Origin of the sequence: Streptomyces sp. NPDC057697 (assembly GCF_042799335.1) — a bacterium.
Classification (GTDB): domain Bacteria; phylum Actinomycetota; class Actinomycetes; order Streptomycetales; family Streptomycetaceae; genus Streptomyces.
Genome location: NZ_JBHVJA010000018.1, coordinates 20,093 through 32,404, shown reverse-complemented (window position 1 = coordinate 32,404; position 12,312 = coordinate 20,093). Strand labels below are relative to the sequence as shown.

The window sequence follows — 12,312 nt, the reverse complement described above, 5'->3', positions numbered from 1 at the left end:
TCTCGTGGTCTCGCGGCGTGCCGGGAGACCGACGGAGCCACGGTGGATGACGTGCACATGGTGCGAAGTGGAGTGGTGGTACGGGGGTGGAGCGGGTGGGATCAGCCGGTGCGGGAGGCCGTCGCGGCGTCCGCCGGCAGCAGTACGTCGTCCGCTTCCAGGGCGTTGGCGTGGTACTTGCCGACGGAGCTGATCAGCAGCCGGAGCTCAAGGGCGATGGACTCGGCCAGGCGGACGAGACCGGCCTCGGCGTCCTCGTCCACGGCGAGCAGTGCGGCGCGGCCGAGACCGACGGCGCGTGCGCCGAGCGCCAGCGCCTTCGCGGCCCGGCCGCCCTCCCAGATCCGCCCGCTGGCGAGCAGGCAGTGGTCGGTGCGGCCGATGCGGGTGAGGCATTCGCCGAGCGGGAGCCCGACCTGGCCGAGGAAGGCGGTCGGCGCCCAGGCGGTGCCGCCCTCCGCGCCGTCCACCGTGACGGAGTCCGCGCCGGCCGCCCAGGCGGTGGCCGCGGCGAGGGCCACGTCGCGGCCGGGGTGCAGCTTCACCCACACCTTGACGCGGGGGAAGTTGTTCCGCATCAGCCGGATCTGCTGGCGCAGGATCTCCTCGGTGAAGGTGCCGGGGCTGCTGATCCGCAGCACCGAGTCGCTGTCGGCGCCGAACACCGCGTCCATGGCGTACTGTTCGGCGACCCGGCCGCCTGCCTCGCGGCCCAGGACGGTGAGACCGCCGAGGCCCGGCTTGGCGCCCTGGCCGACCTTCAGCTCGAAGGCGAGCCGGCCGGTGGCGAGCAGCGGTTCGGACACCGGGTCGCTGTAGACCAGGTTCCACACCTCGGCGTCGGCGTCCTCGGTGGACTGCTGCACCACCACACCGCCGTGCTCGTCGTCGGCGGCGGCCGTGTAGGCGGCGATCCGGCCGAGCAGCGGGGACGCCGCGGAGTCGGCGGCGGCGCGGTAGCCGTTGACCGGGACCACGTTCTCGCCGATGACCATCGGGATGCCGAGCCGTCCGGCCTGGCGTCCGGCGGCCTCGCCCAGGTCGTGGCTGGCGACCTGCGTCGAGCCGAACGCGGAGACGTAGAGCGGCAGCCGGGAGGCGAACCCGCCCACGCGGGTGTCCAGTCCGACGTCCGTGTAGAGCGGTTCACGGGCCAGGTCGATGAGCTTCTTCAGCCGCTCCGGCATGAACACCGGAGGGACGATCCTGGCGCGTTCCAGCAGGTCGTACGGGTCGTGACCGGCCGGGACCGCGCCCAGCAGGCTGCTGCCGTAGTGCTCCACCGCGGGGAAGACCGCCGCCGCTCCGGATCTGGCCCGGTGCCGCACCTGTTCCTCGGGGAAGCCCTCGGCGCTCAGTACGGTGCTCATGCCGACACCACACCGGGGAGCTTCGGGTAGGCGCTCGCCTCCCAGGCGGCGGTGCGACCGGTGACGTACCGGGTGAAGCGCTCCAGGCCGATGCCGAAGCCGGAGCTGGCGGGGATGCCGCGGCGGGCCAGGTCGAGGTACCAGCCGTACTTCGCGGGGTTCTCGCCGGTCTCGCGCATCCGGGTGACCAGCGCCGCGTAGTCGTGCTCGCGCTCGCTGCCGCTGGCCAGTTCGCCGTAGCCCTCGGGGGCGATGAGGTCGAAGTTGCGCAGCACGCCGGGGCGTTCGGCGTCCTCCTGGTCGTAGAAGCCGCGTGAGCCCTTGGGGTAGTCGACGACGAAGAACGGCCGGCTGGTCTTGGCGGAGAGGATCTCCTCGCCCTCCCAGTCGATCTCGGCGCCCGGGTCCTGCGGGTGGCCCAGCGCCACCAGGTCCGCGGTGGCCTCCCGGTGCGTGGTCCGTCCGAACGCCCCCCGCACCACCTCGCGGAAGGCGTCCCGGTCCCGGCCGAGCAGCTCCAGGTCCCCCGGCATCTCGCGGACGACCTCGTCGACGACATGAGCGACGAGCCGCTCGGCGAGCTCCATCGCGTCCTCGCGGCGGGCGTCGCGGATCTCCACGTCGATCTGGTGGAACTCGGCGAGATGGCGGTGCGTGACGGCCGTCTCCAGCGGTTCCAGGCGCACGTTGGGAGCGATGTAGAAGATCTTGTCGAAGGCCAGCAGCGACGCCTGCTTGTAGAGGATCGCGCTGGTCATCAGCTTGTACTTGTGGCCGTAGAAGTCGACGTCCACCTGCTTGGAGCCCCGGATACCGGGGTCGGTGACCGGGCCGATGACCGGTGGCAGCAGCTCCTGGAATCCCTGCCCGGTGAGGAAGGCGCGGGTCGCCGCGAGCATCCGGCTCTGCACCCGCAGCGTGGCACGGGTCGGCTCGGCCATCAGGTGCTGGTCGGGAGAGGCCGGGAACGTGGGTGCGACGTGGCCGTGGGACTCGGCGATCGTGGTCATGATGCTACCTCCTGGGTGTGCTGCCGACGGGCTGCCGGGCGACGGGCCGCCGCGGGGAGCGAGGGGCGGGAAGCGGACGGGGGGACGATGCGGTCGTGGCGGCGCTGGACGAACGACAGGGCGTCGAACAGCCCGGCGGCGGTGAGCCGCCGGCCGCGGTCGCGGACGGGCCCGAGGGGCATCGCCCCGATCTCGGACCAGGTCAGGCGGCCGGACCCGTCGATATGACTCCGGGTGCGGCCCGCGTTGTCGGGGTGCAGGCAGTAGGGAACGTCGAGGTATCCGCGGGCGAAGGCCTTCAGCAACGCCTGGCCCAGGTCCTCGTCCAGGTTCAGCACCGCCTCCACCAGGGCGCGGGCCTCGGCGTGCACCGCGTTGTCCGCGGGGTCGTCGAGCGGGGCGGGGGCGTTGCCGGAGGGGGCGCCGAGCGCCGTCCGGCGCCGGGCGGCGGCCCGCGCGGCGGTCTGGAGGGCCTCGACGTTCTCCGCCACGGTCGGGATGCGGTGGGCCTCGGCCACGGTCTTCACGATCAGCCGGGCCGCCCCGGTCTCCACGGCCAGTTCGGCGGAGCGCTCCAGGAGTTCCAGGGAGCCGTGCCGGGTCTGCGGGTAGAGGCCCATGTAGGTGTAGAGGACGATGTGCCAGTCGGTGTCCGGGAGGAACTCACCGGCCAGCCGCCGCAGCGCGTGCACCGCCTCCCGGTCCTGGGCCGCGTTGGTCTGCTGGGCGTAGCTGAGCGAGATGCTGCGCAGCCCCGCCCGGTGGAAGAAGATCGCCTCCAGCGCGCTGATCGCGACGAGCAGTCCGGGCGGGCACAGCTGGCCGAGCATGCAGCCGCCGAAGGTCTCCAGGTGCGGTTCCGCCCCGGTGCCGCGCAGTTGGGCCAGGACGTCGCAGCTCTCCTGCCAGTTGCGTACGGAGTCCAGGAGCGGGGTGCGTCCGTAGGGCAGGCAGTAGGAGACCGGGCCGCCCTCCGTGGCGTCCAGGCCGAGCCGGGCGAGCGCCGCGACGATGCGCTGGGGGCGCGCCGATCCGTGCCGGATCTGTACCGGGAAGCCCGCGTCCCGGATGCCGTCCAGGACCCAGCGCGAGGTGTGCGGGCTGTAGGAGGTGATGGGGAAGCCGTTGAGCGGGACGCCGCCGTCCAGGGCACGGGCGGCGGATGCCTCGTCGTTGACCCGGGTGTAGCTGTCGATCGTCATGGTGCCGACGACCGCGTCGGCCGCTTTCTTGGTGGCCTTCAGGCCGGCCCGCATCAGCGCGGGGTCGGAGAAGCCCATCCGGGGCTGTACGACGAGTGTTCCGCGGGCCTGCGCCCCGGCGACGAAGCGGCCGAAGGAGAGCGGACGGCGGTGCACGGTGGCGCGGCTCCCGGAGTCCGGCCCACGGGCCGGGGCGGTCATCGTTCCACCTCCTTGGGCAGCGAGTCGACGTAGGACTCGAAGGCGGAGATGTCGACCCCGTCCTGGAAGACCGCGTCGAACCCGGCCCTTCTGAGGGCCTCGGCCTCTTCCTCCCCGTTCCCGGACACGCCGAGCTTGCCGCCGATGACCGCCGGCAGGCGGGTGAGCTCCCAGCGCGACCGGATGGCTCCGATCAGCGGCTCGGCGTCGTGGAAGCCGTGTCCGTTGACACTGCTGACGACCAGCAGGTCCGGCTGGTACTTGCAGCAGGACTCGACGATCTCGTCCTCGGGCACACAGGAACCCAGGTTGACGACCTTGTGTCCGAGGTCTTCGAGCAGCAGTTGGATGTAGATGAGATTCCAGGTGTGCGCATCGGACTGAAGTCCGGTGACAACAACGTCCAGCGGCCCGGATCGATGACGAGCCGCCCATTCCGCAGGCTTCATTGTTCGCTTCGTCCACATCATTGGATGACAAGGGAGAAAGGGGCCCGGGACGTGCCCGGAACTTCCTTTCGGCCACCACCGTAGATTCGCCGCGGAGGCGTTTCCGGCGTCACCGGCGGCAACTGGGCGGCAGCACAGCAGCAGTTGACGCATTGCCGGGTGCCGGGCGCCCCGGGGAACGTGAGACTGGCGGCACTGCACCCGCAGAATTCCGCGCCCGGCCCCTGCACCCCGCCGGCGAGAGACCGAGGAGTCATGACATGGCAGAGACCGGCCACAGCGTCCGTGCGGCGGACGTGCTCGCGGACGTCCTGGCGGAGGTACGGGAACGGGTCGACCGGCGCGAGGCGCTCGGCGAGGCCCAGGTCGCCGTGCTCGAAGCCGCCGTGAATATCGTCCGCGCAGGTCAGCCCGGGTTCGAGGTGATGCCGGTGGAGCGCTCGGAGCTGGTGCGCGAGGCGCTCGGCGCGGTGCGCGCGGCCACGGTGGCGACCGGGGTCGCGCTGACCTGCGCGCACCGCAGCTCGCGCGTGCTCACCTGATCCGGCGGTACGGGGTGCCGCCCTTCTGCCTGGGCTTCTGCCCGGCGAACCGGCCCTCGGCGCCTAGCATTTGATGCAGCCGAGATACTCGGGCGCACGCACCCGACGACATCACGAAAAACTCCGTCCAACCGAGGTGGAAATCATGGCAACCAACCCGTTCGAGGACTCACAGGGCCGCTATGTAGTGCTGGCCAACGAAGAGGGACAGTACTCGCTGTGGCCGGCCCGGATCCAGCAGCCGGCGGGCTGGGAACTGGTGAAGGACGAGGGCAGCAAGCAGGAGTGCGGCGAATTCATCGAGGCCAACTGGACCGATATGCGGCCGCGTTCGGTGGTCGCCGCCATGGGTGGCTGAGCCCTTCGTTCGTCCCGTTCCGGAAGGGCGGGTGCGAGGCGCGAGACCCGCGCCCCGCCCCCGCCCTTCGGCATGTCCGCGACCGGGAGGGCGCGGCCGTGTGCGGGGGCCGCGGGGCGGGGAAACGGCAGGGGCGGACATGCGCGAAGGCTCCTGGCGGACGTGGGCGGCCTCGGCCGTGCACCCATGTCCGCCAGGAGCCGATCGGTGTGTGCGATCAGTCCTGGATGCCGCGCACGCACCACTCCAGGACGGCGGCGGCTGCGGTCATCTTGTGGTGGGCCTGCCGCCAGGCCCGGCTCGACGGGCCGTCGAGCACCTCGTCGGTGACCTCCTCGCCGCGCACCGCGGGCAGGTCGTGCAGGAAGACGGTACGCGGACCGGAGAAGCGGTCCAGGAACGCGCGGTCGATCCGGAAGCCGTCGAAGTCCCGGATCCAGTCGGGGTTCTCCTTCGTCACCCCCATGGTCTGCCACCGGCTGGTGTAGACCGCGTCCACCGGTCCCTCGACCTCGTCGGCGGTGACGACCTGGCGCACCAGGGCCTTGCCGCCGCTGAGCTCGGCCGCCAGGTCCAGGGTCTCCTTGGGCACCTCGTATCCGCGCGGGCACAGCAGGGTCAGGCGCAGGCCGGGGGTGAGGGCCGCGGCGAGCGCGAGGGCCGCGCCCGAGCTGTTGCCCTCGCCCACGGCGAGCAGGTGCAGCCCGTCGAGCGAGCCGAACTCCTCGGTCAGGGTGGCGAGATCGGCTATGGCCTGGGTCGGGTGCTCGTCCAGGCTCAGGGCGTTGACGACGGCCAGGTCCTCGCTGCTGCCGAGCCGGCGGATCTCCTCCACGTCCCCGTTGGTGCGCACGACGAGGGCGTCCAGGTACTGCCCGAGCACCCGGGCGGTGTCCTCGACCGTCTCCCCGGTGCTGAGCTGGAGCTCGTTGGGGCCGAAGGTGATCACATCGGCGCCGAGGCGGGTCGCCGCGCTCCAGAAGGACGTACGGGTCCGGGTCGAGGACTTGCGGAAGTAGAGACCGATCTGGTGTCCGGCCAGCGGCTTCGGCACGATGCCGTCGCGGCCGAACGTGACGGCGCGCCGGACGATGCGGTCCAGCTCGGCGGGGGTGAGGTCGGCCAGGGAGATCAGGTTGCGCATGGGTGCGGTGCCTTTCACGAGGACGGGGTCGGACTGCGGCTCGGGGAACGGGAGGCCGCGGACGGTGTGCGGACGCGGGGAGGGCGGGACGGGGGAAGGAAGGGGCGTGGGGTGTGGAGCTCTCATTCGGCCAGGGCGACGGCCAGGGCGGCGGACTCCCGCTCCTGCTCCGCGTCGAGGACCGCGCGGACCAGGTTGAGCACGGTGAAGCCGACCGGTTCGCCCGCCGTGGCGGGAAGCCTGCGGATCAGCCCGCGGACCAGCAGGGCGTGCACATCGCGGGCGGTCTCGGCGAGGGCGGTGCCCCGGGCCCGCGCGGCGACGTCCACCGTCCAGGGGTCCTCCAGCGACGCCAGTGTGCGCAGCAGCTCGGCGGCCTGCGGGTCGAGACCGGTGACGGCGGCGCCGAGCCGCTCGCCCAGGGTGGGGCCGGCGGCGGGATCGGCGGGCGTGACCCCGTCGAGCAGGACCAGCGGTGTGGTCCGGGCGATGTCCAGGAGCTGCTGGGGGGAGTACAGCAGCAGCCACGAGGCGGCGGCCTCCAGCGCCTGCGGCATGCCGTCCAGGGCCCGGCAGATGTGGGCCACGGTGGTGACGACGGAGTCGGTGGGGAGGAAGTCGGGTCGCATGTAACTGACGTGGGAGAGCGTCAGCTCGACGGCGTGCCGGTCCGCGACGAGGGAGGTGCCCACCGGTCCGGCGGCGAGGTCGGCGGCGGTCGGGACCGCGAGCGGGGCCAGCGGCAGCAGCCGTCCGCCGGGCAGCTGGACCGGGCGGTCGGTGGTGGTGAGTATTTTCAGGCGCTCGCAGGCACGCAGCAGACTCAGCAGCCGAGGGGTGACAGATGGTGACGCATCGTGACCATCCAGCACGATCAAGGTCGCCTTGGACCCTATGAGCGCGGCCAGTTCCTCGAATTCCTCGCCGTCACGGACGAGTGCGCGCACCCATCCGGTCACGGTCGCCTGCGGGTTGTTGGCGACCGCCGCGTCGCTTTCGGCCGTGTCGTCCAGGGATACCCACAACACCGGGACCCGGTCCCGGGCGTGAATCACCGAAGCGGCTTCCTGGGCCAGCCGCGACTTCCCCACTCCCGGCAGTCCCACCAGGGTCAGCAGCCGCTCGTGGTCCGTCCTCAACCGGGCGGTCAGCGCCTCCAGTTCGGGGCGCCGCCCGATCAGCGGGCGCAGCGGAGGGGGCGGTGTGGCGAGGCCCGCTCCGTAGATGTCCTGGAAGACGCGCCCCGCGGCCTTTGCATCGACGGCGAGTTCGAGCTCGACGCGCCTCGCGTCGCTCAGTCTCATCGCATGGGCGAGCAGCTTCAGCGTTTCTCTGCGCGGGTGCTGCACACGGCCCAGTTCCAGGTCTCGAATGGCCCGTACGCTCACAGTGGAAAGTCCGGCGAGCTGTTCCTGGGTGAGTCCCGCCCGCCGGCGCGCATTCTGCAGCAGAACGTCGAGCCCGGGTGCGGGCTGGGAATTCATCATTGTCTCCTCGGTCTCCACATGCTCAGAAAACGCAATGGCCGGTTACCCGACCGCCCAGGACTGTCCGGAACACACGGCCCGGTCCGGATCTTTCGGACTCCGCTCACGCTCCGTGCGCTCCATGCTGTCCGTGGCAGCGAAGGCCTGCCGTCGATGAACAGACTCCATCGAGCCATTCCCGAACTCTTCCCGGTGCAGTACCGCGAGTTCCTTCCGCAAGAGCTACGATCGCCTCGCGCTGGTGAAGCGCTGTCGGGTGCGCCGAACCGAGGGGGAGGATGCGTGTCAACTGCAGAAGAGTTTCGGCTGCGCTTCAACATTCTTGGCCCGATAGAGGGATGGTCCAACGGAACGCGGCTCCGACTGGGCGGCGTCATACAGGAGCGAGTTCTGGCCACTCTGCTTCTGGAGCCCGGAAAGGTGCTACCGGTTTCCCGGCTCGTCGAGGCGGCCTGGGACGAGGATCCGCCGCCGACAGCACCTCACCAAGTACGCAAGGCGGTTGCGGATCTTCGAAGACGGATACCCGGGGGTGCCGAGGTCCTCGTGACCGACGGCCCCGGATATCGCGTCGCTCAGGAACAATGTGAAATCGATGTGGCCGAATTTGGCCTACTGATACGCAAAGCGAAGCTCGCGGCGGCGGACGGCCGCACGGCCGAAGCGGCCGAGATATTGCGCGGCGCCCTGGCCCTCTGGCGCGGACCCGTTCTGTCGGGGAGCGGTGGTCCGGTCATCGAGGCGGCGTCGACCTCCATCGAGGAACGCCGGCTGACCGCGGCGGAACAGCTCTTCGAACTCCACCTCGCGCTCGGCGAGGCCGCCGAACTCGTCGTGGAGCTGCGGGAGCTGGTCCAGCAGCATCCCCTGCGCGAGTCCCTGCGCGGCCAGCTGATGATCGCCCTGTACCGGTCCGGGCGGCAGGCCGAGGCCCTGGACGAGTACGGCAAGGTGCGCGAGCTGCTCGCCGATGAACTCGGCATCGACCCCGGCCCCAACCTGACCAAGCTGTACGAGGGAATCCTGCGGGAGAGCCCCGAACTGGCCGGGCCGGAACCGGCGGCCGCCCCCGTCGTGGCCGTGGCGCTGCCCGCCGAACCCCCCAGCACCCTCCCGTACGACCTCGCGGACTTCACCGGCCGGGACCGGGAGCTGACCGAAATCCTCGAAGGTGCCAGGAGCGGCGGGGAGCAGGGTCCGCAGATCGTGGCCATCGACGGCATGGGCGGCTGCGGGAAGACCTCGCTCGCGGTGCGCGCGGCCCACCGGCTCGCCCCGGACTACCCGGACGGCCAGCTCCACATCGATCTGCGCGGCTACACCCCGGGCGACCAGCCGGTGACCGCGGGCATCGCGCTCGACACCCTGCTGCGGGCCATCGGCGTCCCGGGCAGTCTGATCCCCGACGACGTGGCCGCCCGTACCGCCCTGTGGCGGGCCACCCTGGTCGGCAAGCGGCTGCTGATCCTCATCGACAACGCCGCCGACGCCGCCGCCGTCCGGCCGCTGCTGCCCCTCTCCACCGGCTGCCTCGTCATGGTCACCAGCCGGGCCCGTCTGGTCGATCTGGACGGCGCGCAGTGGATCTCCATCGGCGAGATGCCGCCCGAGGACAGCGCGATGCTGGTGGCCGAGACGCTCGGCGCCCAGCGCGTCGCCGCCGAGCCCGAGGCCGCCGCGGAGCTGGCCCGGCTCTGCGGGCATCTCCCCCTCGCCCTGCGCATCGCCACCGCCCGGCTGCGCAACCGCCCGCGCTGGACCCTCCAGTACCTCGCGGAGCGGCTGCGTGACGAGACCCGGCGGCTCGACGAGCTGAGCTCGGGGGCCCGCAGCGTCTCCGCCACCCTGCGCCTGTCCTACCAGGCCCTGGACGAGGAGTGCCGCAACGCGTTCTCGACGCTGGCCCTGCACCCGGGCAGCGACATGGACGTCCACGCGGCCGGTGCGCTGCTGGGCGCCTCCGCCCGGGACGCGGAGGACCTGCTGGAACTGCTGCTCGACGTCCATCTCGTGCAGCAGCCGGAGATCGGTCTCTACACCTTCCACGACCTGGTCCGCAGCTTCGCCCAGAGCCTGCTCGTCGAGTCCCCCGAGGACTCCGGGGCGGTGGAACGGCTGCTGGGCTACTACCTGACCGCCACCGAGGTGGCGTGCGACCTCCTGTACTCCGGGCGGCGCAGGCGCAGCACCGGCATCGAACCCTCCACGGCCGAACTGCCCGACCTCGGCACTCCCGAGCGGGCGCGGAAGTGGTTCCTGCGCGAGCAGACGTCACTCCTCGCGGCCGTCACGCTCGCCGAGCGCAGGGGGCACGACCGCCATGTGGTGTGTCTGGCCCGCAATCTCGTCTTCCAGCTCAACGACCTCGGTCTCCTGGAGGAGTTCGGCGAGCTGAGCCGGGTCGCGGTCGCCGCCGCGGGCCGGCTGGAGGATCTGGCGCTGCTGGGGGTGAGCCTGTCCAACCTGGGCGTCGCCTGCTGGAAGCTCGGCCGTCTCACCGAGGGACTGGAGGCCGCCCGCAAGAGCCGGGACGTCGCGGTCCGGCTCGGTGATCTGCACACCCAGGCCCACAGCGAGAGCATCCTCGGCCAGTTCAACAGCCTGCTCGGCGACTTCTCGGCGGCCCTGGGGCACATGGAGACGGCCATCGCGCACGAACGCGACCTGGACATGCCGCGCGCGGAGGCCGAGAGCCTGACCATCCTCAGCACGCTCTACGAACAGTGGGGGCGGTACGAGGAGGCGCGGGACGCGGCCCGGCGCTCGGCGGAACTGAGCCGGAAGCTGGGGCAGCACGAGGGCCTGCCCGGTGCCATCACCGACCTCGCCTTCGCCCATGTCGGACTGGGCGCGTACGAGGAGGCCGACCGCTGTCTGGCGGAGGCCCGCGCGCTGTACGGGGAGACGGGAAACGAGGTGAACCTCGCCCTGACGCTGGCGCTCTCCGCCGACGTGGAGCACCGGCTGGGCAAGCCGCCGCGCGTCCCGGACCAGGCGGAGCTCGCCCTCGACCTGATGCGGACGAACGCCTCGCCCCTGCGCCGGGCCAAGGTGGAGAACGTGGTGGGACGGCTGCGCCACCGTCAGGGCGACGCGGCGGCGGCGCTCGAACTGCACACCCATGCCCACGAACTCGCCTCCTCCCTCAGCTACCGCATCGAGCAGGCCTACGCCCTCGCGGGCATGGCCGACGCCCTCGGGGACACGCCGGACGCGGCCCGGTTCCGGGCGGAGGCCGAGGAGCTCTTCGCCGGGATGGGAGTGCCGGCGGGCCACCGCCGGGGCTGACGGCCGCCCGCCGCACCCGTACCCGTGACCCGGGCTCGGGAGGTGCGCGGCGGCTGCCCCGCCGGGTCCGCCGCCCTGTGCCGGACATCGATGAGCCCCGCACCGTGACGGCCGGTGCGGGGCTCAGGTGTCGAGGCGGTGGGGGGATCACATCACGGGGGACGTCGGGCCCTTGTCGTCGTCGGTGCCCTGGGTGCCGATGACCGTGGGGCCCTTGTCGTCGTCGGTGCCCCGGGTGGCGATGATCGTGGGGCCCTTGTCGTCGGCGAGCAGGTGGGTACCGATCACGGTCGGACCCTTGTCGTCGTCGGTCCCGCGGGTACCGATGATCGTCGGGCCCTTGTCGTCGGCGAGCAGGTGGGTACCGATCACGGTCGGACCCTTGTCGTCGTCGGTCCCGCGGGTACCGATGATCGTGGGGCCCTTGTCGTCGGCGAAGACCTGCTGGACGCCCCGGGGACCGTGCGACTGTCCCGCCTCGACCGCCGTGCCGATACCGAAGGCCAGCGTCGCGGCGACGATCCCGAAGATTCCAGCAAGCTTGCGTCCCATGGTCCCGCCCCTAAGTGGTGTTTGTGTGGTTCTGCGGTGTTCCGCTTCCCGACACCACTGATGTTGCTGATCGGCGTTCCCGGTCCGTTCCTGCCCCGATACCGCCGCCGGGAACTGCCGCGGGAACGGACCGGCACCGGCTACTCCACGTCGAGCTGGCAGGCGGCGACCCGGGGCCCGACGGGGGTGAGCACCACACGCGTGCGGGCCGTTCCCGACTCGTGGCCGGCCAGGTCGAGCAGCGATCTCACGAGGGAACGGAGTACCGCGCGCTCCGTCTCGTCCAGGACCGCGGGACGCGCCCCGGCCCCGGGCGGCCACTCCACGATGCCGGAGACCGTGTGCATGCCGTTCTCGGTTCTGGTCTCGACGCTCAACTGGGGCCCCTCCCAGGACTCCGGCGCGGTGTACGGGTGGGACTGGACACCGGACGCCACACGCTCGGCCCACCGTTCCACGGTGGACAGGTCCTGGAGGGCCTGACGCAGTTCCGTCCCGTCGGGCGAACGATCCCTGGGGTCCTTCACGTGAGTACTCCTTCTGCAGACAACTACGGGAGGACCCTTGCCTTCCCGGCTCCTCTTTCCCTCCCGAATCGTTCCCGCCTCCTTCCCGTTCCCGTGTTCGCTAAGGGAACGCAGCGGTAATCGATGGCCGCATGATGACCCCGTTCGATTCAGACAGGGATCCGTGGTGATCCGTAGAGGAT

The 12,312-nt window shown here is 71.5% G+C and carries 11 protein-coding genes; 3 read left to right on the top strand and 8 right to left on the bottom strand.

Going from position 1 to position 12,312, the window contains the following annotated elements:
* Window positions 1–101 precede the first annotated feature (101 nt).
* Genes ACFVFH_RS32595 through ACFVFH_RS32580 form a run of 4 tightly spaced genes read right to left on the bottom strand, consistent with a single transcriptional unit; the run spans window position 102 to window position 4,232 of the window.
* Window positions 102–1,370 carry a glutamate synthase-related protein gene (locus ACFVFH_RS32595; protein WP_383775534.1) on the bottom strand — a complete coding sequence of 423 codons (1,269 nt, stop codon included), beginning with the start codon at window positions 1,368–1,370 and terminating at the stop codon, window positions 102–104.
* Window positions 1,367–2,380, bottom strand: a complete 1,014-nt coding sequence (locus tag ACFVFH_RS32590) for an asparagine synthetase A (RefSeq protein ID WP_383775531.1) — start codon at window positions 2,378–2,380, stop codon at window positions 1,367–1,369. The genes ACFVFH_RS32595 and ACFVFH_RS32590 overlap by 4 nt, the downstream gene beginning before the upstream one ends.
* On the bottom strand, window positions 2,377–3,783 hold the full coding sequence (locus ACFVFH_RS32585) for a methylaspartate mutase (protein WP_383775528.1): 1,407 nt from the start codon (window positions 3,781–3,783) through the stop codon (window positions 2,377–2,379). The genes ACFVFH_RS32590 and ACFVFH_RS32585 overlap by 4 nt, the downstream gene beginning before the upstream one ends.
* Complete coding sequence (locus ACFVFH_RS32580; protein WP_383775525.1) at window positions 3,780–4,232, bottom strand: cobalamin B12-binding domain-containing protein; 453 nt, start codon at window positions 4,230–4,232, stop codon at window positions 3,780–3,782. Before ACFVFH_RS32580 ends, ACFVFH_RS32585 begins: the two co-directional genes overlap by 4 nt.
* 260 nt (window positions 4,233–4,492) lie before the next feature.
* On the opposite strand from ACFVFH_RS32580, the gene ACFVFH_RS32575 reads away from it, so the two are divergent.
* Both ACFVFH_RS32575 and ACFVFH_RS32570 read left to right on the top strand, forming a co-directional pair.
* Complete coding sequence (locus tag ACFVFH_RS32575; RefSeq protein WP_383775522.1) at window positions 4,493–4,774, top strand: hypothetical protein; 282 nt, start codon at window positions 4,493–4,495, stop codon at window positions 4,772–4,774.
* A 145-nt stretch (window positions 4,775–4,919) separates the two neighbouring features.
* On the top strand, window positions 4,920–5,132 hold the full coding sequence (locus ACFVFH_RS32570) for an MbtH family NRPS accessory protein (RefSeq protein WP_093549323.1): 213 nt from the start codon (window positions 4,920–4,922) through the stop codon (window positions 5,130–5,132).
* Window positions 5,133–5,349: 217 nt separating this feature from the next.
* Here ACFVFH_RS32570 and ACFVFH_RS32565 read toward each other — a convergent pair whose 3' ends face one another.
* Both ACFVFH_RS32565 and ACFVFH_RS32560 read right to left on the bottom strand, forming a co-directional pair.
* The gene (locus tag ACFVFH_RS32565; RefSeq protein ID WP_383775519.1) at window positions 5,350–6,276 is read right to left on the bottom strand and encodes an ornithine carbamoyltransferase; all 927 of its coding nucleotides are present in this window, start codon (window positions 6,274–6,276) and stop codon (window positions 5,350–5,352) included.
* Between the two features lie 122 nt (window positions 6,277–6,398).
* On the bottom strand, window positions 6,399–7,760 hold the full coding sequence (locus ACFVFH_RS32560; RefSeq protein ID WP_383775516.1) for a helix-turn-helix domain-containing protein: 1,362 nt from the start codon (window positions 7,758–7,760) through the stop codon (window positions 6,399–6,401).
* Between the two features lie 600 nt (window positions 7,761–8,360).
* On the opposite strand from ACFVFH_RS32560, the gene ACFVFH_RS32555 reads away from it, so the two are divergent.
* Window positions 8,361–11,051, top strand: a complete 2,691-nt coding sequence (locus ACFVFH_RS32555) for a BTAD domain-containing putative transcriptional regulator (RefSeq protein ID WP_383775513.1) — start codon at window positions 8,361–8,363, stop codon at window positions 11,049–11,051.
* Window positions 11,052–11,198: 147 nt separating this feature from the next.
* On the opposite strand, the gene ACFVFH_RS32550 is transcribed toward ACFVFH_RS32555, so the two are convergent.
* The gene (locus ACFVFH_RS32550; protein WP_383775510.1) at window positions 11,199–11,603 is read right to left on the bottom strand and encodes a hypothetical protein; all 405 of its coding nucleotides are present in this window, start codon (window positions 11,601–11,603) and stop codon (window positions 11,199–11,201) included.
* A 140-nt stretch (window positions 11,604–11,743) separates the two neighbouring features.
* A complete protein-coding gene (locus tag ACFVFH_RS32545) occupies window positions 11,744–12,130 on the bottom strand; it encodes a hypothetical protein (RefSeq protein WP_383775507.1) in 387 nt (128 codons plus the stop codon).
* Window positions 12,131–12,312 lie beyond the last annotated feature (182 nt).